Source organism: Actinomadura sp. NPDC048032 (assembly GCF_040653175.1).
Classification (GTDB): Bacteria; Actinomycetota; Actinomycetes; order Streptosporangiales; family Streptosporangiaceae; genus Spirillospora; species Spirillospora verrucosospora.
In genome coordinates this window covers 24541-47677 of record NZ_JBEZJP010000011.1, presented here as the reverse complement: position 1 = coordinate 47677, position 23137 = coordinate 24541, and the positions used below count along the sequence as shown (strand labels likewise).

20 protein-coding genes and 1 pseudogene are annotated in these 23137 nt (G+C 72.8%); 11 read left to right on the top strand and 10 right to left on the bottom strand.

Annotated elements, in window-relative coordinates; genetic code table 11:
• Positions 1–109: 109 nt before the first annotated feature.
• Together AB0C69_RS03315 and pgsA are read left to right on the top strand one after the other, a co-directional pair.
• Positions 110–1033, top strand: a pseudogene (locus AB0C69_RS03315) (MiaB/RimO family radical SAM methylthiotransferase); the annotation flags it as partial.
• A complete protein-coding gene (gene pgsA, locus AB0C69_RS03310; RefSeq protein WP_345174265.1) occupies positions 1030–1623 on the top strand; it encodes a CDP-diacylglycerol--glycerol-3-phosphate 3-phosphatidyltransferase in 594 nt (197 codons plus the stop codon). The pseudogene AB0C69_RS03315 and the gene pgsA, both read left to right, overlap by 4 nt.
• Positions 1624–1644: 21 nt before the next feature.
• Here the strand turns inward: pgsA and AB0C69_RS03305 are convergent, their stop codons facing one another.
• The gene (locus AB0C69_RS03305) at positions 1645–2430 is read right to left on the bottom strand and encodes an MOSC N-terminal beta barrel domain-containing protein (RefSeq protein WP_360349143.1); all 786 of its coding nucleotides are present in this window, start codon (positions 2428–2430) and stop codon (positions 1645–1647) included.
• 86 nt (positions 2431–2516) lie between these two features.
• Between AB0C69_RS03305 and AB0C69_RS03300 the strand changes: the two genes are divergently transcribed.
• The 5 genes from AB0C69_RS03300 (at position 2517) to AB0C69_RS03280 (ending at position 6438) form a co-directional block, all read left to right on the top strand.
• Complete coding sequence (locus AB0C69_RS03300) at positions 2517–3029, top strand: DUF1990 domain-containing protein (RefSeq protein ID WP_360349140.1); 513 nt, start codon at positions 2517–2519, stop codon at positions 3027–3029.
• A gap of 456 nt (positions 3030–3485) precedes the next feature.
• Positions 3486–4781 (top strand): CinA family nicotinamide mononucleotide deamidase-related protein, encoded by a 1296-nt coding sequence (locus AB0C69_RS03295; protein WP_360349137.1) that lies wholly within the window; start codon positions 3486–3488, stop codon positions 4779–4781.
• A 111-nt stretch (positions 4782–4892) separates the two neighbouring features.
• Positions 4893–5246: a helix-turn-helix transcriptional regulator gene (locus tag AB0C69_RS03290; protein ID WP_089313015.1), complete on the top strand. Its 354-nt coding sequence runs from the start codon at positions 4893–4895 to the stop codon at positions 5244–5246.
• A 130-nt stretch (positions 5247–5376) separates the two neighbouring features.
• The gene (locus AB0C69_RS03285; protein WP_345174272.1) at positions 5377–5844 is read left to right on the top strand and encodes a DNA starvation/stationary phase protection protein; all 468 of its coding nucleotides are present in this window, start codon (positions 5377–5379) and stop codon (positions 5842–5844) included.
• A gap of 93 nt (positions 5845–5937) precedes the next feature.
• Positions 5938–6438 (top strand): hypothetical protein, encoded by a 501-nt coding sequence (locus tag AB0C69_RS03280; RefSeq protein ID WP_360349132.1) that lies wholly within the window; start codon positions 5938–5940, stop codon positions 6436–6438.
• Here the strand turns inward: AB0C69_RS03280 and AB0C69_RS03275 are convergent, their stop codons facing one another.
• The 4 genes from AB0C69_RS03275 to AB0C69_RS03260 form a co-directional block, all read right to left on the bottom strand.
• The gene (locus AB0C69_RS03275; RefSeq protein WP_360349129.1) at positions 6439–7317 is read right to left on the bottom strand and encodes a LysR family transcriptional regulator; all 879 of its coding nucleotides are present in this window, start codon (positions 7315–7317) and stop codon (positions 6439–6441) included.
• A gap of 126 nt (positions 7318–7443) precedes the next feature.
• The gene (locus AB0C69_RS03270) at positions 7444–8235 is read right to left on the bottom strand and encodes a DNA-formamidopyrimidine glycosylase family protein (RefSeq protein ID WP_360349126.1); all 792 of its coding nucleotides are present in this window, start codon (positions 8233–8235) and stop codon (positions 7444–7446) included.
• Position 8236: 1 nt separating this feature from the next.
• Complete coding sequence (locus tag AB0C69_RS03265) at positions 8237–8701, bottom strand: Rrf2 family transcriptional regulator (RefSeq protein ID WP_345174280.1); 465 nt, start codon at positions 8699–8701, stop codon at positions 8237–8239.
• 205 nt (positions 8702–8906) lie between these two features.
• Complete coding sequence (locus tag AB0C69_RS03260; RefSeq protein ID WP_360349123.1) at positions 8907–11126, bottom strand: prolyl oligopeptidase family serine peptidase; 2220 nt, start codon at positions 11124–11126, stop codon at positions 8907–8909.
• A gap of 261 nt (positions 11127–11387) precedes the next feature.
• Between AB0C69_RS03260 and AB0C69_RS03255 the strand changes: the two genes are divergently transcribed.
• A complete protein-coding gene (locus AB0C69_RS03255) occupies positions 11388–11897 on the top strand; it encodes an HNH endonuclease (RefSeq protein WP_345175751.1) in 510 nt (169 codons plus the stop codon).
• A 31-nt stretch (positions 11898–11928) separates the two neighbouring features.
• Positions 11929–12147 (top strand): zinc ribbon domain-containing protein, encoded by a 219-nt coding sequence (locus AB0C69_RS03250; RefSeq protein WP_360349120.1) that lies wholly within the window; start codon positions 11929–11931, stop codon positions 12145–12147.
• 42 nt (positions 12148–12189) lie between these two features.
• On the opposite strand, the gene AB0C69_RS03245 is transcribed toward AB0C69_RS03250, so the two are convergent.
• The 3 genes from AB0C69_RS03245 to AB0C69_RS03235 all read right to left on the bottom strand — a co-directional run bounded on the left by AB0C69_RS03245 (position 12190) and on the right by AB0C69_RS03235 (position 15469).
• Entirely contained in the window at positions 12190–12537 is a 348-nt protein-coding gene (locus AB0C69_RS03245) for a DUF1330 domain-containing protein (protein ID WP_360349117.1), read from the bottom strand.
• 97 nt (positions 12538–12634) lie between these two features.
• A complete protein-coding gene (ilvD, locus tag AB0C69_RS03240) occupies positions 12635–14497 on the bottom strand; it encodes a dihydroxy-acid dehydratase (protein ID WP_360349114.1) in 1863 nt (620 codons plus the stop codon).
• Between the two features lie 246 nt (positions 14498–14743).
• Positions 14744–15469 carry a nuclease-related domain-containing protein gene (locus AB0C69_RS03235; protein ID WP_345175746.1) on the bottom strand — a complete coding sequence of 242 codons (726 nt, stop codon included), beginning with the start codon at positions 15467–15469 and terminating at the stop codon, positions 14744–14746.
• Between the two features lie 364 nt (positions 15470–15833).
• On the opposite strand from AB0C69_RS03235, the gene AB0C69_RS03230 reads away from it, so the two are divergent.
• Together AB0C69_RS03230 and malQ are read left to right on the top strand one after the other, a co-directional pair.
• The gene (locus AB0C69_RS03230) at positions 15834–17258 is read left to right on the top strand and encodes an amidase (protein WP_360349111.1); all 1425 of its coding nucleotides are present in this window, start codon (positions 15834–15836) and stop codon (positions 17256–17258) included.
• A gap of 28 nt (positions 17259–17286) precedes the next feature.
• Positions 17287–19389: a 4-alpha-glucanotransferase gene (gene malQ / locus AB0C69_RS03225; RefSeq protein WP_360349108.1), complete on the top strand. Its 2103-nt coding sequence runs from the start codon at positions 17287–17289 to the stop codon at positions 19387–19389.
• On the opposite strand, the gene AB0C69_RS03220 is transcribed toward malQ, so the two are convergent.
• Both AB0C69_RS03220 and pepN read right to left on the bottom strand, forming a co-directional pair.
• The gene (locus AB0C69_RS03220; RefSeq protein ID WP_360349105.1) at positions 19370–20362 is read right to left on the bottom strand and encodes a hypothetical protein; all 993 of its coding nucleotides are present in this window, start codon (positions 20360–20362) and stop codon (positions 19370–19372) included. The two genes, malQ and AB0C69_RS03220, sit on opposite strands and share 20 nt — an antisense overlap.
• Positions 20363–20443: 81 nt before the next feature.
• Complete coding sequence (gene pepN, locus AB0C69_RS03215) at positions 20444–22978, bottom strand: aminopeptidase N (protein WP_360349103.1); 2535 nt, start codon at positions 22976–22978, stop codon at positions 20444–20446.
• Between the last annotated feature and the right edge of the window lie 159 nt (positions 22979–23137).

Below are 23137 nucleotides of genomic sequence, written 5' to 3'. Positions count from 1 at the left end.
AGGTGGTGCGCTGACCTGCACCGCCGTCCGCGCATTGGTCCAGGTTTGCACGCGGCGGCGCGGCGATTAACCTCCCGTACATCCGGCGCTTCGGCATCCTGGAGACCAGCGCCTCGGCGGCGGCCCGGTCGCGCCGCTGAAGCTGGCGTCCGGCTGCGACCGGCGCTGCACGTTCTGCGCGATCCCCGCGTTCCGCGGCGCGTACGTGTCGCGCCCGCCCGCGGAGGTGCTGGAGGAGGCGCGCTGGCTCGCCGACCACGGCGTCCGCGAGCTGGTCCTCGTCAGCGAGAACTCCACGTCCTACGGCAAGGACCTCGGCGACCTGCGGGCGCTGGAGAAGCTGCTGCCGGAGCTCGCCGCCGTCGACGGCGTCGAGCGGGTGCGGGTCAGCTACCTGCAGCCCGCCGAGACGCGCCCCGGCCTCATCGAGGCGATCTGCGGCACGCCCGGCGTCGCGCCGTACTTCGACATGTCCTTCCAGCACGCGAGCGGCCCGGTGCTGCGCTCCATGCGCCGGTTCGGCGACCGGGAGCGGTTCCTCGGGCTGCTGGACCAGATCCGGGCGCTGGCTCCGGAGGCGGGCGTGCGCTCCAACTTCATCGTCGGCTTCCCCGGCGAGACCGACGACGACTTCGAGGAGCTGGTGGAGTTCCTGTCCGCAGCCCGGCTCGACGCCGTCGGCGTGTTCGGCTACTCCGACGAGGAGGGCACGGAGGCCGCGAACCTGGACGGCAAGCTCGACCCGGCCGACGTCGCCGCCCGCGTGGAGGAGCTGTCCGGCCTCGCCGAGGAGCTGACCGCGCAGCGCGCCGAGGACCGCGTCGGCTCCGTGGTCCGCGTCCTGCTGGAGGACAAGGCCGACCAGGCCGGGGACGGGGCGCGGGACGGCGGCTTCGAGGGCCGCGCCGAGCACCAGGCGCCCGAGGTGGACGGGACGGTCCTGGTCCGCGGCGAGGGGCTCGCGCTGGGCGACATCGTGGAGGCCCGGGTAGTGGGCAGCGACGGGGTGGACCTCGTCGCGGACGTCTCGTGATCGCCGGCACGCCCGAGCCGGTCGCGGGCACGCCGGATCCGCCGCAGGCCGGCGTGTGGAACATCGCCAACGCGCTCACGCTCCTGCGGATCGCGCTGGTGCCGCTCTTCGTCTGGCTGTTCTTCCTGGACGGCACCGGCTGGCGGTTCGCCGCCTTCGCCGTGTTCGCGGTCGCCTCGATCACCGACAAGATCGACGGCGACATCGCCCGGGCGCGCGGCCTCGTCACCGACTTCGGCAAGATCGCCGACCCGATCGCGGACAAGGCGCTCACCGGGGCGGCTTTGATCAGCCTGTCGGCGATGGGCGAGCTGTGGTGGTGGGTGACCGCCGCCATCCTCGTCCGCGAGATCGGCATCACGGTGATGCGGTTCGTCGTCATCCGCCGCGGCGTGATCCCGGCGAGCAAGGGCGGCAAGCTGAAGACGACGCTCCAGGTCTTCGCCATCGGCTTCTACATCCTCCCGGGCCCCCTGGACTACCTGCGCTGGGTCACGATGGGCGCGGCGCTCGTCGTCACGGTCGTCACCGGGATCGACTACGTCGTCCAGGCCTGGCGCATGCGCCGCACGTCCGACGAGACCTCCTGAGCAAGGGCGCGTCGCGAGCCGTCAGGAGGCGGTGAGCTCGTCGCCCACGCGGAGGGCGCCGAGCGCGCGGGGCACGCCGAGCCTTCCGAACATGATCTCGCGGGCGCCGTCGAAGCGCTCCGCGCGGTACCGGGCGAGAGCGCGCAGCGGCTCGGGGGACCGCCGGGCGGTGTCCTGGTCGGTGTTGACGATGACGCACCGGCCGCACGGCCTCACGAGCTCGATGTCCACCTGGTCGCCGCGCAGCCGGGTGACGGAGTCCTCGCCGTAGGGGCCGAGCCCGCGCAGGACGATGTTGGTACGGAAGCGCGCCATCGGGAGGCGGGCGCCCATCCGCCGGTTCAGGTCGTCGAGCGACTCCTCCGACAGCACCGAGACGGGGTAGCCGTCGGCGTACGTCAGGGTGCCGCCGCCGAGCGCTGTGGGGCGCGTCCCGGTGAAGCGGACGAGCCGGCAGGGGAGTCCCAGGGTCTCGGAGAACCAGCCGGCCGCCTCGTCGCCCTGGTCCACTCCCCGGCACGGACGGCGGTGCACGGTGACGTCGCGGGCGGGGCCGTCCGCCGCCACGCAGATCAGGGGCGCGGGCGCGAGCGCGGTGTGCACGACGAGCTTCACGCCGTCGAACGCGGGATGGAGCAGCGCCAGCTCGGGGACTTCTCGCTGCGACAGGTGCCGCCCGTCAGGACGGACGAGCATGAACTCCCGGTCGTGGCGCAACCCGTCCGGCGAGAGCTCGGCTTCGGCGGCCGGGGCCGCCCCCGCGCTCTTGACCGGGAAGACGTTCAGGGCGGCGACAACGGCGATCATGCGTCGGACGTTACGGACCGGCCGCCCGGGTGGCCAGGCGTACGGGCGATACTTGACGCGGATACGTCAGCTTGGAGGCCGAGGGCATGACCGCGCAGGACTTCACCTACCCGGAGGTCGGCGCGACGCGTGACGCCGAACGCCCGGCCGGGTACCGGCACATGCGGCAGCGGACGCTCGTCGGGCGGGGTCCCGCGTCCTTCCGGAACGCCGCGGACGCGGTCATGGAGTTCTGGATGCACCGGGCGCTGCCGGTCCGGGTGGAGGCGTCGGCGCCGCGCGCCGCACCCGGGGTGAGCGTCGTGGTCGGGCTGGGCGCCGGGCCGCTGCGCCTGAAGGCGCCCTGCCGGATCGTGTGGACGCGGGAGGAGGAGCGCTACGCCGGATGGGCGTACGGCACGCTCCCGGGCCACCCGGAGTCGGGGGAGGAGTCGTTCGTCGTGCACCTGGACGACGAGGGCGACGTGTGGCTGACGGTCACGGCCTTCAGCCGTCCGGCGACGGCGGCCGCGAGGCTGGCCGGCCCGCTCGGGCGCGTGTTCCAGCGGGCCTATGCCCGCCGCTGCGGAACCGTGCTGCGCCGGCTGGCGCGGGATTAGGTGGGCCGCGGGACCACGCCCACCCCGGTCGTGGCCCCGCGGCCCCGCTTTAGGGGCGCCCCCGCGCTTTTCGATTATCCCTGCCGGCGTCCCCGTGCACGAATCGGCGGAATGAGTTTTGACTCACAATGTGACCTGCGCTTCTCGCCATTGTCGGCGGCCGGAGCCGATGACGTGCTGCGACGATGCGCGTCCCGGGCGGCGTCCCGGCCGCGCGCAGCGTCCGGCGCGGTCCGGGCTCGGCGGACATAAACGCGGCCGTCTCATTTCGCGACGACGGAAAAGCGTTATGCCGGTGGGGCGGGTGTGAAGGCGGGGATCCGGCGGCGTCCTCATTCGGTCGGTTTTTCCGGTGAACCGGCGATCCGCCGGGCCCGTCGCGGGCCCGCGCCGGTAGATTCGGGGACGCTCGCGCGAGGCGGCGGATCCCGCGCGGCGGGGACGGATGGGGACGCGATGCGGGTCGAACTGCTCACCGTGGGGGACGAACTGCTCCTCGGCGACACGATCAACGGGAACGCCGCATGGCTCGGCCGCCGGCTCGCCGACCACGGCGTCGAGGTCACCCGCAGCGTGGTCGTCGGCGACGAGCTCGACGTGATCGTCGCGGCGGTGGAGTCCGCGCTCGACCGGGCCGACGCGGTCATCACGACCGGCGGGCTCGGCCCCACCTACGACGACGTGACGCGCGACGCCCTCGCCAAGGCGGCGGGCGTCGCCCTGGTCCGCGACCCGGAGCTGGAGCGGCGGCTGCGCGAGCGGGTCGCGCGGGCCGGCCGCGAGCTGCAGCCGATGGCGCTGCGCATGGCGGACGTCCCCGAGGGCGCGCGGCTGCTGGCCAACTCCGCCGGCTCGGCTCCCGGCCTGCGCGTCGAGCTGCCCGGCGGGGTCGCCTACGCGCTGCCGGGCGTGCCGTTCGAGATGCGCACGATCATGGACGAGGTCGTCCTGCCGGAGCTCGCGGAGGTCGCCGGGCTGCCGTCCGTCGCGCGCCGCACGCTGCGCACCGCCCGGTTGTGGGAGTCGGTCATCGCGACCCGCCTGGCCGAGGTGGAGGCGATGGACGGGGTGAAGCTCGCCTACCTGCCCGACCCCGCCGAGGTGAAGATCCGGATCACCGTGGCCGGCCGGGACGCCGCCGGGCGGCTGGCGGACGTGGAGTCGCGCGTCCGGGAGCTGCTCGGCCCGTCGGTCTACGGGGTCGACGACGAGTCGCTCGGCCTGGTCGTGCACCGGCTGCTCCTGGAGCGGGGCGAGACCGTCGCCACGGCCGAGTCGCTGACCGGCGGCCTCATCGGCGCCGAGCTGACCGCGACGCCGGGGTCGTCCGGCACCTACGCGGGCGGCATGGTGACCTATGCGACCGACCTGAAGCAGAGGCTGCTCGGCGTCCCGGGCGACCTGCTCGCCGAGCACGGGGCCGTCCACCCGGACGTGGCCGCCGGGATGGCCGCGGGCGTCCGGGACGCGGTCGGGGCGACGTACGGGCTCGCGGTCACGGGCGTCGCCGGCCCCGATCCGCAGGACGGCCGTCCCGTGGGAACGGTCTATATCGGCCTGGCCGGACCTGGAGAATCGCTGACGGTGGTCGGACCGAAACTCCCGGTGCCCGGGACGGGGCCGGAGATCCGTGCGGTGATCCGCCGGATGACCGTCGTGCACGCGCTTGAGCTGCTGAGACGCCGGCTGCTGGGACTTGACGTCGCCGACGGGAGCGGAGAGGCTCGGGCAGATCGGGAAGATCGGGGCTGATTACAGCGTTACGTTGCGAGCGAACACGAAATCAACGGTCTGCCACCGCCGCCGCCAAGGCGGGTACGGTGGAACCGGCAGATGGTCCGAACTGAGGGAGGGAGCGAGACGATGGTCCTGCTTCGCCAGCTGCTCGGTGACGTACTGCGGCAGCTGCGGCTGCGCCAGGGACGCACCCTCCGTGAGGTGTCCGCGGCAGCGCGGGTGTCACTCGGCTACCTCTCCGAGGTCGAGCGGGGTCAGAAAGAGGCCTCTTCGGAGTTGCTGTCCTCTATCTGCAAGGCCCTGGGCGTCCCGCTGTCGCATGTGCTGAGGGAAGTCGCGGATCAGCTTGCCCTCGCCGAGCTGCAGCACGAGCCCGTCATGGCGGGTGCGCCGGAGCACGAGCGCATCTCCGCCGAGAGCATTCCGGAGACCCCGGAGGAGATCACCGGCGAGCTTCGCGCCGACATGGTCGCCGCCTGACCGTTTCCGGCGCGTTCATGCCCCGACCCGGGGTCGCGGGTGTGCGCGGCCTCACGGCATGAACTCGGCATTCCCGGGGAGCTTCCCGTGTTGTAACGGATAACCGTAACGATGCGGAAGGAGCCCGTTCATGGCGTCGGTCAAGAGCCCGCTCAACGACGCGGCACTGAAGGCCGCCGGGGACGCTTTGCAGGGCGCTCTCATCGATCTGATCGATCTCGCTCTGGTCGCCAAGCAGGCGCACTGGAACCTCACCGGACGCAACTTCAAGGTCGTCCACGAGCACCTCGACGAGATCGTCGCGCTGGCCCGCAGCGGCCAGGACGACGTCGCCGAGCGCGCCGTGGCGATCGGGGCGAACCCCGACGGCCGCGTGCGCACGGTCGCCGACCGTACGACGATCCCGCAGCTGGAGGCCGGCTACCTCGCCGACGACAAGGTCGTCGCCGCGATCACCGACATCCTCGCGCAGATCATCGCGCGGTTCCGGGAGCGCATCGAGGCGACCGACGAGCCGGACCCGGTGACGCAGGACCTGCTCATCAGCATCACCGCCGAGCTCGAGAAGCAGCACTGGATGTTCCAGGCGCAGACCTGACCCACCGGCGAAGACCCCGGCCCGCCGCCCGGCGAGGACCGGGGTTTTCTGCGTTCCGCCCCGCTTCGATCCGCGATCTGCGGATTATGAGGGATGCACGCACTCTCCCGAGCCCTGCCGCTCGCCGCCGCCCTGCTCGCGCTGGCCGCCTGCGGCTCCGGAAGCGACGGCGCGGGCCGTCCCTGCACGATGATCGGATCCGAGGCCGGCGTGAACCTGGTCGTCCCCGACGGCTCCCGCGTCGCCGCCGCCTCCCTGCGGGCGTGCTGGAACGGGACGTGCCAGGACCCCCGGATCGAGCTGGCGCCGACCTCGAAGGCCGTCTCGACCGGCTGCGAGGGCGACGGCCCCGACGCCGTCTGCGGCGCCTCCGCGTCGCCGGACGGCGGCAAGTCGGGCTTCGCGCGGCTCCCCGGCCTCCCCAAGGAGCCCGTCGACATCACCCTCAAGCTGCGCGACGCGAAGGGCCGGACCTCCCTCACCCAGCGCCTCGACGTCACACCGAAAGCCACGTTCCCCAACGGCCCCCACTGCGGCGAAGGCCCCCCGCAGGTGGTGCTGACCGTGGCGAACGGGCGGGTGACCGTCCGCTGATCAGAGATGCGCCAGGACGGTCTCGGCGAACTCGACGGCGAGCGGGCTCAGGGCGTCCCAGCGGCGCGCCGCCCATCCGGCGGTGAGCGGCGGCAGCTCCGGGATCGGAACCAGCCGGACGTCTCCCGGCCCCGCTCCCCATCCGGGCAGCGCGGGCAGGATGGCCTGGCCGAGGTCCAGTTCGGCCAGCAGGAGCGCGGTGTCCCAGTCGGCGACGCTCGTGGTCGACGCGAGCCGCACTCCGTGGCGTTCCAGATGCATCTCCAGATGGACGCGGGACGTCGAGTGCGCGGGCAGTTCGATGTAGCGGATGGCGGCCAGTTCGCCCAGCACCACGGACGCCCGCGAGGCGAGCGGATCGTCCGCGTGCACGGCGAGCACCCACGGCAGCTCGCACGACGCCCGCTGCTCGACGCCCTCCAGCGCCGGCCCGATCGTCACCCACGCCAGATCCGCCGTGTGCGACCGGACCGCCTCCAGGCACCGGCGGCTCGACCCGGCGGTCTCGAACTGGAGCGCCGCGTCGGGGTGCCGGTCCCGGAACTCCGCCACCCCCGCCGCCATGAAATGCCGCACGGTCGTGGCCCCGGTCGCGACCCGGACGGTGCCCCCCCCCCCCCGCCGAAGATCGTCGAGCTGGCGCAGCGCGGCGTCCAGCCCGGCGATCCCCTCCCGCGCCGCCTCGTGAAGGACGCGTCCCGCGCGGGTCGGAGCCACCCCGCGCGGCCGCCGCTCCAGCAGCACGAGCCCGGTCTCGCGTTCGAGCCGCTTGACGTGCTGGCTGACGGCCGACTGGCTGCACGACAGCTCCCGCGCCACCGCGCTCAGGTTCCCCGCCGCACAGACCGCCACGAACACACGGAGATCGTCCAAAGTCACCCACCCAAGCTAGACCTTGGGGAAGTCCAACAAAACCCGAGAATTGACTTGGAACACGGACCGGCGCAGGCTCTGCGCAAGGGCGCAGGATCCGGCGACCCGGAAAGGCGGCGACCCGCCCTGGACTCAGGGGGCAGGGCGGGCGCCGACCGGCTGGCAGTGCGGGCACCAGAAGGTCGCCCGCTCATCCTGCTCCGCCCGCTCGATCCGGGTTCCGCACCTGCGGCACGGACGTCCGGCGCGCCCGTACACCCAGTGCTCCCGGCCGCGCCCCAGCTCACCGGTCGTGATGTGGCCGTGCCGCTCCTTGTTGGCCTCCAGAAGGCGGTGAGAGAGCTGCACAAGCCCCAAGATGTCGGGAACGTTCCGCACGGCGGTCCACGGGTTCACGCCCCGCAGGAACAGAACCTCGGCCTTGTAGACGTTGCCGATTCCCGCGACCCTCGTCTGGTCGAGCAGCGCCTCTCCGATCGCCCGCTCCGGCTCCTCCGCCAGCCGCGCGACGGACTCGGCCGCCAGCTCCGGCCCCCACGCCGGATCGAGGAGGTCCGGCCCGAGGTGCCCGACCGCTGCGGCTTCCTCGTCGGTGCGCAGCAACTCGACCACCCCCAGCGAGTACCCGACCGCCTGCCACTCCGCGTTCGCCAGCACGAGCCGCACCCGGTGGTCGCGCGGCGGGGGCCCGGCCCTGCGGATCTGCCAGCGCCCCTCCATCTTCAGGTGGGTGTGGACGGTCAGCCCGCCTTCCACCCGCACCAGGAGATGCTTGCCGCGCGAGATCGCGTCCAGGACGGTCCGTCCGCGCAGGTCGACCGTCGCGTACCTCGGCACGCGGAAGTCCGAGCGCGTCAGCACCCGCCCCTTCAGCGCCTCCCGCAGGCGCCGGGCGGTCAGCCAGACGACGTCGCCCTCGGGCATGTCAGATCAGGGAGGGGCTTTCCCAGGCGGACGGGTCCTCGGTCAGTTTCTGGACGGACGGCGGGAGCTCGCCGGCGGCGATGTGCGCGAGCGTGACCTGCTCCAGGATCGACCGCTCGCTGGCGCGCAGCGCGATCCACACCTCCTGCAGGGACCGCGCGGGCCCCTCGTACCCCACGTGCTCGGGCCGCTCGCCCCGCACGCCGAGCAGCGGCCCGTCGATGGCGCGGATGATGTCGGCCATCGAGATCCGCTCGGCCGGACGCGCCAGCCAGTAGCCGCCCTCGGGCCCCCGCTGGCTCCGCACGAGCCCGGACCGCCGCAGCTGGCCGAGGATGTTCTCCAGGAATTTGGGCGGTATCTGCTGGGCCTCGGCGAGCTGGACCGCGGTCACCGGATGGCTCCCGGCGACCGCCAGCTCGGCGGAGGCGCGTAGCGCGTAGTCGACCCGGGCGGACAATCGCATATTCGCATTATCCCTTGCCGATAGGACCACTTCGGTTCCCAGCGCCCCTCCCGCCAACCCCGAAGCACGGCGCACCGCCGGAACCGGGCTCTTGTCCGGCGATGCGCCGTGGTCTAGAAGGCCACGCGGTCACCCCACACCCCCCGCGCGCCCCAGCACCCCCAACTGCACCAACCTCAACCACCACCGCAACCACGCAACAACCTCAATGGTTGCGATCGCGTCCGAAGGCAGGTTCGAGCGGAGCGAGAACCTGATCGCGAAGCGAGCCGCCAAGGCGAGTCGGAGCGATGCAGCGATCGCCCGCAGTTCTCGACGATGGAGGGCCTCCGGGCCCGAAGGAGGAGAGCACTGCCATAGGTACGAGACCGGTCTGGGCGGCCAGGAAGGTGAGGGTGTCGGCGGTGAGGTCGGCCGAGCGGGTCACCGAGCGGGCGGCGTGGCCCACCTCGGCTTCGTCGCGCAGGAGGATCGGGGCTTCGGACGTGGTCGCGTGCTGGAGGGCGGCGCACATCTTGCGGGCGTGGAGGGGGTCCACGCGGGTGTCGCTGCCGAACGTGGTGAACAGGACGGCCGGGTAGGCGGTGCCGGGGCTGACGCGGTGATAGGGCGAGTAGCCGATGAGCCAGCCGAACTCCTCGGGGTCGTCGGCCGTTCCGTACTCGTCGTTCCAGGTCTGGCCGAGGCCGAAGCGCTCGTAGCGGACCATGTCCAGGAGCGGCGCGGAGCACACCACCGCCCGGTAGAGGTCGGGGCGCTGGGTGAGGGCGGCGCCGACGAGGAGGCCGCCGTTGGAGCCGCCGGAGATCGCGAGCTGGGACGGCGTGGTGAGGCCGTCCGCGATCAGCTTCTCGGCGGCGGCGTGGAAGTCGTCGAAGACGTTCTGCTTGCGGTCCCGCATGCCGGCGCGGTGCCACTGCTCGCCTTCCTCGGAGCCGCCGCGCAGGTTGGCGACCGCGTAGACGCCGCCGGCCTCGACCCACGCGAGGACGCTCGCCGAGTAGGACGGCGTGAGCGAGATGTTGAACCCGCCGTAGCCGTAGAGGATCGCGGGGCGCGGCCCGGTCAGGCCCGGACGGGACGAGACGAGCATGCGCACCTGCGTCCCGTCCCGGGAGGTGTAGACGACCTGGCGCGTCTCGATCTCGGGGACGTCGACCGTGCCCGGCGCGGACGCCCACGGCGTCGTCTCGCCGGTGCGCGCGTCGTAGCGCAGGACGGAGGAGGGGGTCACGCCGTCGGTGTAGCCGAACCAGGCCTCGTGCCCGCCCTCGGGCCGCTCGACGATGCCGCCGATGGAACCGAGGCCGGGGGTCGGGACGGCGCCGAGCCGCTCCCCGGACGCCAGGTCGTGGACGGTGATCTCGCTGATCGCGTGGCGGGTCCACCCGGCGAGCAGGACGGGGCGCTCCAGGTCGTCCAGGATCGCGAAGTCGGTCAGGACGGCCTCGGTGTCCTGGGGGAGCAGGTCCCGCCACGTCCCGTAGGAGAGGTCGGACGGGTCGGCGACGCACAGGCGTGACCGGGGCGCGTCGCGGTCGGTGAAGACGTAGGCGCGGCCGTCGCGGCCCACGTGGACGCCGGTGGAGGCGTCGACGCCCTCCTGCACGGCCCGCAGCGCGGGCGCCTCGGGGGCGGACGCGGTCAGGTCGGCGATCCACAGGTCGTTGCGGGGCGCGGTGCCCTGCGACGCGGAGATCGTGAGCCAGCGGCCGTCGCGGCTGACGCCGACCCCGTAGTAGTTGGTCTTGTCCAGGCCGTCGCCGAAGACCAGCACGTCGTGGGCGTCGGGTTCGGTGCCGACGCGGTGCAGGTAGACGCGGCGGTGGTACTGCTCCTCGCCCGCCGGGACGTCCTCCACGGGCAGGCGGCGCGTGTAGTAGTACGCCTCGCCGCCCGGCAGCCAGGCCACCGAGGAGTACCGGGCCCGGTCGATGGGCCCCTCCACCCGGTCGCCCGTGGCGACGTCGATGACGTACAGCAGCGACTCCTCGTCGCCGCCGGTCGACACCTTGTACGCGAGGAGGCGGCCCTCCTTGTCGGGCTGCCAGCCGTCCAGCGTCGTCGTCCCGGCGGGGTCGAGGGCCGTGGGGTCGACCAGGGCGCGTTCGGAGCCGTCGGGGTCGACGGTGTAGAGCACCGGGTGCTCCTGGTCGGCGGAGCGGCGGGTGAAGAAGCGCCGCTCGCCCCGCCACACGGGGGCTCCGACGCTTCCCGCGCCGAGCAGTTCGAGCAGGCGGGCCCGCAGGGCGTCCCGGCCGGGCAGCGTGTCGATGGTCTCGTGGAAGAGCCGGTCCTGCGCGGCGCGCCACTCGGCGGTCTCGGCGCTGTCCGGGTCCTCCAGCCAGCGGTAGGGGTCGGCGACCCGGTGGCCGTGGATGTCCTCGACGATGTCCTGGCGCTGCGCGGACGGATACGGCGTCATGGATGCACTTTATTGGGCGTTTAGCGCTGCCCGCCCCGGTACTCCCCGCGGGTTCCGTGTTCGAGCGGTGTGCGGATGGGGATTATTGGGGTAGCGGACGACCTCCCTCAGACGCCACACTGATTCTGGTCGGTTCGCCCCTGGGGAGGTCCTCATGGCGAGTGCGCAGGTGCCGGAGACGATAATCGGGCCTCGGTGGGAGGCGCGCTGCGCCGCGACCACCGAGGCGAACGCAGAACGCGGCCCGGCGGAGGGCGTCTGATGCGACAGGTCCTCCTCCTCAACGCGACGTACGAACCCCTCACCACGCTTCCTCTGCGGAGGGCGGTCTGCCTCGTGCTTCGCGAGAAGGCGGAGATCGTCCATCACGACACCTCCGGTGCCGTGCTCCACTCGGCCACGATGACGGTCGAGATCCCGTCCGTCATCCGGCTCCGCCGCTACGTCCGCATCCCCTTTCGCACCCGCGTGCCCCTGACCCGCGCGGCGCTGATGCGCCGCGACAACTTCCGCTGCGTCTACTGCGGGCGCCGCGCCGAGACGATCGACCACGTCCATCCGCGCAGCCGAGGCGGCCAGCACGTGTGGGAGAACTGCGTGGCCTCCTGCATGACGTGCAACCACAGCAAGGCCGACCGCCTGCTGTCGGAGCTGGGCTGGACGCTCAGCGTCACCCCGGCCGTTCCGAGGGGCGCGCACTGGCGGCTCATCGGCCTCGTCAACGACGGCGACCCGCAGTGGGCCGCCTATGTGACCGAGCCCGCGGCCTGACGCGCACACCGGGGGGACGTATCCTGGGGGCGTGCCTCGCTATGACTACCGCTGCCGCGCGTGCGGGTCGACCTTCGAGGTCTCCCGCCCGATGATCAACGCGTCCGACCCGGCCCCGTGCCCGGACGGCCACGACGACACCGTCAAGCTCCTGTCCACGGTCGCCGTCACCGGCTCCTCCCGCGGCGGGGCTCCCCAGCCCCCGCCGAGCGGGGGCGGGGGCTGCTGTGGCGGAGGCTGCTGCTCCTGACCGCCGACCTGCTCTGTTGCCGACCGGTCAGTGCCTGACCGGTCAACCGGCCTGGGCCGCGCGCAGCGCCTTGCCGGTCGCGGCGACGTCGTAGTCCCGCGGGACGCCCTGGAGCAGCACGAGGTGTCCGGGAATGTGGTCGCTGCGCTTCGCCGCGATCGCCTGGTAGGCGTCCGAGTTGTACCAGTCGCGGGCCTTGTCCATGTCGGGGAACTCGATGATGACGTAGGCGCCGTCGAACGGGCCCTCGACCACCTCGGTCTCGCTGGCGTGCACGATGAACCGGCCGCCGAACGGGTCCATGGTCTCCTGGATGCTCTCCATGTAGACGAAGACGTCCTCGGGCAGCGGCGGCTGGGGGGTCATGTGGGCAAGGGCGTAGGCGGTCATCGCGGTCTCCTTCAGTGGTGGGGCCGGGCTGGTCTGCCCGACACCCACCACTTTGCCCCAAGCGGGGAATGAGCGCGATTACCCGCCAGGTAACCGCTCAGCCGTTGAGGTGGTCGAGCTGGGAGACGTCGCGCGCGGCGCCGGTCGAGGCGGACGTGGCCATCGCGGCGTAGGCGCGCAGGGCGGCGCTCACCGGGCGGTGGCGGTCGCGGGGCCGGTAGCCGCCGAGGTCGGCGAGCAGCTTCTCGCGGCGGATCTCCAGCTCGTCGGCCGGGACGTCCAGCTCCAGCACGCGGTTCGGGATGTCGATCACGACGCGGTCGCCGTCCTCGACGAGGGCGATGATCCCGCCGCCCGCGGCCTCGGGGGAGGCGTGCCCGATGGACAGCCCGGACGTGCCGCCGGAGAACCGGCCGTCGGTGATCAGCGCGCACGCCTTGCCGAGCCCGCGGCCCTTGAGGAAGCTCGTCGGGTACAGCATCTCCTGCATGCCGGGCCCGCCCTTCGGGCCCTCGTAGCGGATCACGATGACGTCGCCGGCCTTGATCTTGCCGCCGAGGATGCCCTCGACGGCGTCGTCCTGCGACTCGAAGACGACGGCGGGGCCGGTGAAGGTCCACAGCTCCTCGTCCACTCCGGCGGTCTTGACGATCGCGCCGTCGGGGGCGATGTTGCCGCGCAGGACGGCCAGGCCGCCGTCGGCGGTGTAGGCGTGCTCGGCGGAGCGGATGCAGCCGTTCTCGCGGTCGAGGTCGAGCGACTCCCAGCGGGCGCTCTGCGAGAACGCCGAGGTGCTGCGGACGCCGCCGGGCGCGGCGTGGAACAGCTCGACGGCCTCCGGCAGGACGTCGGGGGAGCGGACGTCCCACTTGGCGAGGAACTCGTCGAGGGACGCGGAGTGGACCGAGTGGGCCGACGCGTTCAGCAGGCCGGCGCGGTTCAGCTCGCCCAGCAGGGCCGGGATGCCGCCGGCACGGTGGCAGTCCTCGACGTGGTACTTGGCGGTGGCGGGGGCCAGCTTGCAGACGCACGGGACGCGGCGGGAGATCGCGTCGATGTCGGCGAGCCCGAAGTCGACGCCGCCCTCGGTGGCGGCGGCGAGCAGGTGCAGGATCGTGTTGGTGGACCCGCCCATCGCGACGTCGAGGACCATGGCGTTCTCGAACGCCTCGCGGGTGGCGATGTTCAGCGGCAGGACGGACTCGTCGTCGCCGTCGTAGTAGCGCTTGGCGATCTCGACCACGGTGCGGCCGGCGTCCTCGTAGAGGCGGCGGCGGGCGGTGTGGGTGGCGAGGACGGTCCCGTTGCCGGGCAGCGCCAGCCCGATCGCCTCGGTGAGGCAGTTCATCGAGTTGGCGGTGAACATGCCCGAGCAGGAACCGCAGGTCGGGCAGGCGCTCTCCTCCATCTCCAGCAGCTTGTCCTCCGGCAGGGAGGCGTCGGCCGAGGCGATGATCGGGTCGATCAGGTCGAGCTTGTTGCCGCCCATGACGCCCTCGACGGGCTTGCCGGCCTCCATCGGGCCGCCGGAGACGAACACGGTCGGGATGTTCAGGCGCAGCGCGGCCAGCAGCATCCCCGGGGTGATCTTGTCGCAGTTGGAGACGCAGACCAGGGCGTCGGCGCAGTGCGCGTTGACCATGTACTCGATCGCGTCGGCGATCACCTCGCGGGAGGGCAGCGAGTACAGCATGCCGTCGTGGCCCATCGCGATGCCGTCGTCGACCGCGATCGTGTTGAACTCGCGGGGCACGCCGCCGGCCTCCCGGACGGCGCCGGCGACGACCTTGCCGACCTCGTCGAGGTGGACGTGGCCGGGCACGAACTGGGTGAAGCTGTTGGCCACCGCGACGATCGGCTTGCCGAAGTCCTCGCGTTCCACGCCGCTGGCCCGCATGAGCGCGCGGGCGCCCGCCATGTTCCTGCCATGGGTGACCGTGCGTGACCTGAGCGGTGGCATTTCGACCTCTCCAAACCTGGGACGTGCGGGGACGACGGGCCGCGCATGGTTCGGCGTGGGCGGGCGGGTCGCCTGGAAGGGATACGCGCAGCGGCGGGTCGCGGCGCTGCCGCCGGCTCAGCGGAGGTCGCGCCCGGGCCGGCCCGTGGCCTTCGATGCTACCAACCGCAGGAGGGCAGGAAAAAAGCCGGGACGACGGTGTCCCGGCTTTGCGGCGGGCGGCCCGGAACGGGGCCGCCCTCGGCCTCAGTCGGGGTACTTCGGCGGCAGAGCGTCCTCGGCCGCCTGGAAGATGCGCTGCACGTCGCTCTCGGTGAGGATCTTCGGACGGCGGCGCAGGTACGAGCGCGCCCGGTTGCCCGCGTAGACGTCGACGTCGCGCACCCGCATGACCTTCCACGGGATGGACGGGCCGTAGATCGCCACGGAGGGCTGCACCGGCACGTCGAAGCCGACCCGCTCGGCGAGGATGATGCTCGCCATCTGGGCCTCCCAGCGCGCCTCGTCCAGCCGGTCCTTCTTGTTGAAGGGGCCGTGGAAGAGCTTGAGGTGGGACATGGTGCGCACGGGGAGGCGCTTGTCCCACTTCTCCGAGTCGATGGCGTAGACGCCGCTCGGCCCGATGACCAGGTGGTCGATCCGCCCGTCGCTGACGCCCTCGTCGTCGCGGGGGACCGCCCGCGCGTGCAGCACGAGGTATCCGTTGCGCCGCAGGGACTTCAGTTGCCGCTCGGTGCGCCGTTCCGCCGCCGAGGACTTCTGCCAGGCGGTCACGGTGGAGCTCTTGCGGGACTGCCGCACGTAGTCGCCGATGACGACGAGCACCGCGACCGTCAGCCCGAGCCGCCAGCTGGTCAGGGCGAGGGCGGCGGCGCCGGCGACGACCGCCGCGCCGATCCGGTACGCCCAGCGCCGGATCTTCGGATCGTCGAGCATCGCCGCGGCGGCGCTCGCCTCCAGCCGCTCCTTCACCGGGGGCTGGTCATCGTGCTCACGCGTCTCATCGAGTTCACGAATGTCATCGTGTTCATGAGTGTCATCGTGCTCACGCGCCTCCTCGGACTCGGGTCGCGCCCTGGCATTCTGCGTGTTGCCCCGCTCCATGGTCGCCATGGTGACGCTCCGTGTTCCTTTCCCTTCGGGGGCATGATCCTCCGTGCGCAGAGTAATCATCGGGAGGGTGGGCGACCAGTCATGCCGGGTTAATGTTTTGTCGCCCCACGTCAGTGATTCTCTTACGGCACGGTCGGGTAGGCCAGTATTAATCTCCTTCCGCCGCTGCTGTCGTGTGTGCCCTCTTTGATGCCCGCGCACACGGCGTCTAGCGTTCCGGATCGTGACACAGATTCATGACCTCAGCGCCACACGCATGGCCGCCGCCGTCCGCGCCCGGGACGTCTCCCCGGTCGAGATCGCCGACCACTACCTGGCCCGCATCGAACGGCTGGACGAGCAGGTGGGCGCCTACGTGACGGTCACCGCCGACCGCGCCCGCGAGGAGGCGCGCCGCGCCGAGAAGGCGGTGCTGGAGACGGCGGACGCGGCGGAGCTGCCGCCGCTGCACGGCGTCCCGGTGCCGATCAAGGACCTGAACATGGTGGACGGCGTCCGGATGACGTTCGGCTCGGCGGTCTACGCCGACCTGACCGGGTTCGCCGACGACCACGTGGTGGCGAAGCTCGCGGCGGCCGGGACGGTGCTGCTCGGCAAGACCGCGTCCCCCGAGTTCGGGCTGCCCTGCTACACCGAGGGCGCCGTGTCGCCCCCGGCCCGCACGCCGTGGGACCCGTCCCGGTCGGCCGGCGGTTCGAGCGGCGGGGCCGCGGCGGCGGTCGCGTCCGGGCTGGCGCCGATCGCGCAGGGCAGCGACGGCGGCGGCTCGATCCGGATCCCGAGCAGCGTGTGCGGGCTGTTCGGGATCAAGCCGACCCGCGGCCGGATCTCCCAGGGACCGGTCATCCCCGACCTGTTCGGCCTCTCCACCAACGGGCCGATCGCGCGGACCGTCCGCGACGCCGCCCTCATGCTGGACGTCATGGCGGGCCCCATGCCCGGCGACCTGTACCGGGCGCCGGAGGCGGACGGGCCGTTCCTCGCCCGCGCCGACCGCGCGCCGGGCCGGCTGCGGATCGCGCGGAGCCTCCGGCCGCCGGTGCCGGACGTCGAGGTCCACCCCGACTGCGTCGCCGCCTACAAGGACGCGTCCGCCCTCCTCGAGGAGCTCGGCCACGAGGTCGTGGAGCTGCCGGATGTGCTCGGCTCCGATCTCGTCCCGCACTTCGCGACCCTGTGGGGCGTGATGGCGACGATGACGCCCGTCCCCGAGGGGAGCGAGGAGCTGCTCCAGCCGCTGACCCGCTGGCTGCGCGGCTACGGCGAGAAGACGACGGCGCCGCAGCTGTTCCAGGCCCACGCCGCGCTCCAGGGGGCGCTGCGCGCGGCGTTCCCGGTGATGGACGAGTTCGACGCGATCCTGCACCCCACGCTCGCCATGCCGCCGGTGCCGGTCGGCTACTTCCACGACCAGGACCCGGAGGAGAACTTCCGGCGGCAGACGCACTTCACCCCGTTCTGCGCCATGTACAACATCTCGGGGCAGCCCGCGGTGAACGTCCCGCTGCACTGGAACGCCGAGGGCCTGCCCATCGGGGTCATGCTCGCCGGGCGGCTCGGCGGGGAGGGCACGCTGATCTCGCTGTCCGCGCAGCTGGAGGAGGCCCGCCCCTGGATCGGCCGCAAGCCCCCGGTCTGGACGGCGTGACGCGCCCCGCACCGGGCATGGTGCAGGCGTGGCTGACGACGAACTGATCAGACTGGCCGGGCTGCACGGCGTCGCGACGCGCTACGAGGACTGGCGGGGACGGGTGACGGAGGTCTCGCGCGACACGCTCGCCGCCGTCCTCGCGGCCCTCGGGGTGGACGCCTCCACCCCCTCCGCCGTCCGGGCGGAGCTCGACCGCCACCGGGAGCGGGCGCGGGAGCTCCCGCCGGCCGTCGTCGTCCGCCGGGCCGGCGCCGGCACCGCCGGGCGGATCCGCGCCGCGCTCGGCGGTCACCTGGACGGCGCCGCCGAGGTGGAGATCGAGACCGGCACGGACGAGGTCCTGGCGCCGCAGCGCGCCCACGTGCCGCCCGCCGAGCGCTCCTTCGAGCCCCTGGACGGGCTCGCGGACGTCCCGCCCGGCTGGCGCGGCCTGCGCGTCCGGAACGGGGAGCGGACGCGGTACACGCAACTGCTGGTGGCGCCCGGCGCGCTGCGGCCGCCGCCGAGGATGTGGGGGTTCACGGCGCAGCTGTACTCGGTGCGCTCCGCGGCGTCGTGGGGGCTCGGCGACCTGCGCGACCTGGCGGACCTCGCGGACTGGAGCGGCCGGGAGCTCGGCGCGGGCTTCGTGCTGGTCAATCCGCTGCACGCGACCGAGCCCGTCCCGCCGATCGGGGCGTCCCCGTACTCGCCGATGAGCCGCCGCTTCCCCTCGCCGCTCTATCTGCGGATCGAGGACATGCCCGAGTACGCCGAGCTGCCCGCCGCGGACCGGGAGCGGTTCGAGGCCGTCGCCGCCAAGCTGCGCGCCCAGGAGGGCCTGCTGGACCGGGACGCCGTGTGGGCCGTGAAGCTGGAGGCCCTGGAGGCGATGCACCGCCGCCGCCGGGACCGCGACCCGGGGTTCGAGGAGTTCCGGCGGAGGGAGGGCGCCGCCCTCGCGAGCTTCTCGACGTGGTGCGCCATCAGCGAGGAGCAGGGGTCCACGGACTGGCGGCGCTGGCCGTCCGGGCTGCGGAGCGCCCACGACCACGGAGTGGTGGACGCCCCCCGGTACCACGCCCGTGCCGGTTTCCACGAGTGGCTCCAGTGGAGGCTGGACGGGCAGCTCGCGGAGGCGCAGCGCACGGCCCGGGACGCCGGGATGCCCCTCGGGATCGTCCACGACCTGGCGGTCGGGGTGCCGCACGGCAGCGCCGACGCCTGGATGTACCGCGACTCATGCGCGGCCGGGATGAGCGTCGGCGCGCCTCCCGACGAGTTCAACCAGCGCGGGCAGGACTGGGGGCAGCAGCCGTGGCGGCCGGGCGCGCTCGCCCTCGACGCCTACCGGCCCTTCCGCGAGATGGCCGCCGCCGCGCTGCGGCACGCCGGCGGGATCCGCCTGGACCACGCGATGCAGGTGTCGCGCCTGTGGTGGGTGCCCGAGGGGGCGTCCCCCGCCGACGGCACCTACGTCCGCTACGACCGCGACGCGCTGCTCGGATCGCTGGCCTGGGAGGCCGAGCGCTTCGGCGCCGTCGTCGTCGGGGAGGACCTCGGCACCGTCGAGCCGGAGGTCCGGGAGGCGCTGGCCGACAGCGGCGTCCTCGGCACGTCCCTGCTGTGGTTCGAACGGGACGAGCGGGGCCGGCCCAAGCCGCCGGGCCGGTGGCGGGAGCTGTCCCTGGCGACCGTCGGCACCCACGACATGCCGCCGATCACCGGGTTCGTGCACGGCGACCACATCGACCTGCGCGACCGCCTCGGGCTGCTCACCCGTCCCCGCGCCGAGGAGGAGGACGACCACCGCCGCCAGCTGGCCGACTGGCTCGCCGTGCTGCACGCCGAGGGCCTGCTGGCCGCCGAGCCGGCCGTGGTCGTGCGGGCGCTGGCGGACGGCTCCGGCGCCTACGACGAGGAGATCGTCACCGGGCTGCAGGAGTTCCTCACCCGGACGCCCGCCCGTCTCGTCGGCGTCTCCCTGGCCGACGCCGTGGGCGAGCGCCGCACCCAGAACCAGCCGGGCACCGTCGACGAGTACCCGAACTGGCGGGTCCCGCTGGGGGACGCGGAGGGCCGCCCCGTCCTCCTGGACGACCTCAGGAACCGCGGGACGCTCAGGCTCTTCAGGCGAGCGTCGACGTGATGCGCTCGGTGACGTCGCGCAGGAGCGTGTCGGGGCGCAGGTCGGCGGCGGCGATCGCCGAGAAGACGGCCGGCAGGCCCGGCAGGGGGTAGGAGTCGTCGTCCGCCAATGCGGACTTGCCCAGCGGATGCCGGGCCAGGGACCTGCGGGCGCGGGTCCAGGCGGCCTGGACCTCCTCGGGCGAGGGGACGCCGAACCCGTGGCCGACCGGCGCGGCGTGCCGCAGCTTCACCAGGGCGCCGTCGGCGAAGTCGGCGGCGAGCCGGCAGCGGTCGCTGAGGTCGGCGCGGACGAGGCCGTCCAGGCGGGTCATGACCGTGCAGGGGGTGCGGCAGCGGGCGGCGCAGTCGCCGAGCGCGGCCGAGACCTGGCTGTGCTGGCGGTCGAGGTAGGCGCGCCAGCCGGACGGCGGCTCCTTGGCGACCCGCAGGGTGCGCTCGCAGGCGGAGCGCTCCGGCCGGGTGTGGTCGCACATGCGGACCGACCCCGGCTCGACGGGGACGCCGAAGCGGCTGCCCTCGCCGCGCACGGCGGAACCGATCAGCGCCGGGTCGCCCGCGTGGCCGAGGACGGGCTCCCAGGCCAGCATCGGCAGGTACTCGCCGGCGATGTGGACGGCGGCGACGAGTGCGGCCATGTCGCGGCGGTGCCAGCGGATCGCGATGACCTCCAGCAGCAACGAGTACGCGGGCCGGAGGCTGGCGAGCGCTCCGCGGGGGTGCTCCCGCGGGGCCTGCGGCATGCGGCTGGCGCGGGCCCGGTCGAGGAGGTCCCGCGGGACCTCGCCGGCCTCCTCGGGCATGCCGAAGTCCTCGGCGTCCAGGTCCAGGACGCGCTGCCCGAACGCGCACAGCGCCGCGACCGGCGCGGAGCGGCCGTCCGCGGCCAGGGTGCCCTGGCTCAGCAGCGCCTCCAGATCGCCGAAGGCGTAGCGCCGCGCCAGCGCCGTCAGAACGTCGCGAGCCGTCTCCACTTCGTCCCCTCCCCGTGACCATGCAACGATCGCATGGTCACGGGGCCTTTGGGCCGGTTCGCTGGGACGGGCGCGGCCGGGTCAGGCCGAGGCGGCGTCCTTCGCGCGGGCGCGCAGGGCGCGCGCGACGCCGTCGCGCCCCTCCGACAGCAGCCGCCGCAGCGCCGCCGGCGGGTCGTTCTCCGCGATGTAGGCGTCGGTGCGGTCGACCGTGGACTGCTCGATCACCAGGAACGGGTAGGCGACCTCGGCGAACGTCTGGGACATGTCGCTGGTCCACTCCTTCCACACGCGCCCGACCTCGGCGAAGTACCGGTCGACATAGGGGACGAGCAGCGCGGCCTGGTCAGGCTCGACGAAGCCGCCGAGCGTCGCCCGGAAGACGGCGTTCGGCAGGTCGCCCGCGATGATCCGCTCCCAGGCGGCCGCCTTGGCCTCGGGGGTGGGGATCGCGGCCTTGCAGGCGGCGGCGTGCCGCTCCCCGGCGGCGGTGCGGTCCCGCTCGTGCTCGGCGTCGATCTCGGCCTCGCCCGCCTTGCCGGTGGTGACGAGGCGGCGCAGCAGCGCCCAGCGCAGGTCGGTGTCGACGGTGAGGCCGTCGAGGACCTGCGAGCCGTCCAGCAGGCCCTGGACGAACGCCAGGTGCTCGCCGGTGACCGCCGACCCGGTGAACGCCAGGGTGTAGGCCAGCTGGAGGTCCGAGCCGGGCTCGGCCTCGCGCGCCAGGTCCGCCAGGGTGTCGGCCATCAGGGCGAGGCCCTCCTCGCGCCACCCCGGGTCGGCGTACTGCTGGACGGCGGTGCGCGCCTGCCGCAGCAGCGTCTGCGTGACCGAGATGTCGGTGACGCCGCGGATCCCCTTGACGACGAGCCGGACGTAGTCGCGCGTCGCCATCTCGGCGTCGCGGGTCATGTCCCACGCCGCCGACCAGCACAGGGCGCGCGGCAGGCTGTCCCTGACCTCGCCGATGTCCTCGATCAGCGTCTTCAGGGAGTGCTCGTCCAGGCGGACCTTGGCGTAGGTGAGGTCGTCGTCGTTGACCAGGACCAGGTCGGGCCGCTTCTTGCCGACGAGCTGCGGGACCTCGGTGCGGGCCCCGACCACGTCCAGTTCGACCCGGTCGCGCCGCACGAGTCCGTCGGCGGTCTTGTCGTACAGGCCGATGGCCAGGCGATGCGCGCGCAGCGTCGGGTAGTCGGCCTTTGCCTCCTGGAGGACGGTGAACGAGGAGAAGTTCCCCTCGCCGTCGACCTCGTACTCGGGCCGCATCGTGTTGACCCCGGCGGTCTCCAGCCACTCCTTCGACCAGGACGCCAGGTCGCGGCCGGACGTCTCCTCCAGCGCCCCCAGCAGGTCGGTGAGGACGGTGTTGCCCCACGCGTGCCGGTCGAAGTAGCGCCGCACGCCCTCCAGGAAGTTGTCGAGGCCGACATAGGCCACGAGCTGCTTCAGGACGGACGCGCCCTTGGCGTAGGTGATCCCGTCGAAGTTCACCTCGACCGCGCGGATGTCGGGGATGTCGGCGGAGATCGGGTGGGTGGACGGCAGCTGGTCCTGCCGGTAGGCCCACGCCTTCTCCAGGTTCGCGAACGTCGTCCACGAGCCCTTCCACTTGGTGGCCTCCGCCTGGCACAGGACGCTCATGTACGTGGCGAACGACTCGTTCAGCCAGAGGTCGTCCCACCAGCGCATGGTGACGAGGTCGCCGAACCACATGTGCGCCATCTCGTGCAGGATCGTCTCGGCGCGCCGCTCGTAGGCCGCGTCGGTCACCCGGGACCGGAAGACGTAGTCCTCCAGGAACGTCACGCAGCCCGCGTTCTCCATGGCGCCCGCGTTGAACTCGGGCACGAAGAGCTGGTCGTACTTCGAGAACGGGTACGGGCGGCCGAACACCTTCTCGAAGTAGCCGAAGCCCTGGCGGGTCACGTCGACGATCGCGTCGGCGTCGAGGTGCTCCGCCAGCGAGGCGCGGCAGTACACGCCGAGGGGGATGACGGTGCCGTCCTCGCGGCGGTACTCGTCGCGGACGACGTGGTACGGCCCGGCCACGAGCGCGGTGATGTAGGTGGAGATCTGCGGCGTGGGCAGGAAGTGCCACGTCCCGCCTCCGGCCGTCTCGGCGGCCTCGTTGGTGACGACCTCCCAGTTCTCCGGCGCCTTCACGGTCAGCTCGAAGGTGGCCTTGAGGTCGGGCTGGTCGAAGCAGGTGAACATGCGGTGCGCGTCGGCCGTCTCGAACTGCGAGTACAGGTAGACGCTGTCGTCGACCGGGTCGACGAACCGGTGCAGGCCCTCACCCGACCGGGAGTACGCGCAGTCGGCCACGACCCGCAGCTCGTTGTCGGCCGCCAGGCCCGGCAGCGGGATCCGGCCCTTCTCGGCGTCGTAGGACGCGGGGTCCAGGGACTCGCCGTTCAGGGTCACCTCCCGCACGACGGCGCCGTGCAGGTCGATGAAGGTCGACGCGCCGGTCTCGGCGCTCCCGAACCTGACCACGGTGGTGGAGCCGAACCGCTCCTCGCCCGTCGTGAGGTCCAGGTCGACCGCGTACGACGCGACGCTGAGCAGCCTGGCCCGTTCCCGCGCCTCGTCGCGCGTGAGGTTGCCTGCCACATGAACTCCTTGGTCGGCTTAAAGGCTTGGTGTCCCCATGTCTACCAACCGGACGACCCTACGGCCCGTCCGCCACGGACTTCGGCGACCTCTCGCCGACGGGAATCGGGACGAGCGCCCCCGGGTTGTCGCTTGAGGACATGCACACTCTCTAGGAGG

Coding starts and splice junctions, on each gene's coding strand:
- AB0C69_RS03305 (WP_360349143.1), bottom strand. CDS start 2,430: ATGATCGCCGTTGTCGCCGCCCTGAACGTCTTCCCGGTCAAGAGCGCG.
- AB0C69_RS03300 (WP_360349140.1), top strand. CDS start 2,517: ATGACCGCGCAGGACTTCACCTACCCGGAGGTCGGCGCGACGCGTGAC.
- AB0C69_RS03295 (WP_360349137.1), top strand. CDS start 3,486: ATGCGGGTCGAACTGCTCACCGTGGGGGACGAACTGCTCCTCGGCGAC.
- AB0C69_RS03290 (WP_089313015.1), top strand. CDS start 4,893: ATGGTCCTGCTTCGCCAGCTGCTCGGTGACGTACTGCGGCAGCTGCGG.
- AB0C69_RS03285 (WP_345174272.1), top strand. CDS start 5,377: ATGGCGTCGGTCAAGAGCCCGCTCAACGACGCGGCACTGAAGGCCGCC.
- AB0C69_RS03280 (WP_360349132.1), top strand. CDS start 5,938: ATGCACGCACTCTCCCGAGCCCTGCCGCTCGCCGCCGCCCTGCTCGCG.
- AB0C69_RS03270 (WP_360349126.1), bottom strand. CDS start 8,235: ATGCCCGAGGGCGACGTCGTCTGGCTGACCGCCCGGCGCCTGCGGGAG.
- AB0C69_RS03265 (WP_345174280.1), bottom strand. CDS start 8,701: ATGCGATTGTCCGCCCGGGTCGACTACGCGCTACGCGCCTCCGCCGAG.
- AB0C69_RS03260 (WP_360349123.1), bottom strand. CDS start 11,126: ATGACGCCGTATCCGTCCGCGCAGCGCCAGGACATCGTCGAGGACATC.
- AB0C69_RS03255 (WP_345175751.1), top strand. CDS start 11,388: ATGCGACAGGTCCTCCTCCTCAACGCGACGTACGAACCCCTCACCACG.
- AB0C69_RS03245 (WP_360349117.1), bottom strand. CDS start 12,537: ATGACCGCCTACGCCCTTGCCCACATGACCCCCCAGCCGCCGCTGCCC.
- ilvD (WP_360349114.1), bottom strand. CDS start 14,497: ATGCCACCGCTCAGGTCACGCACGGTCACCCATGGCAGGAACATGGCG.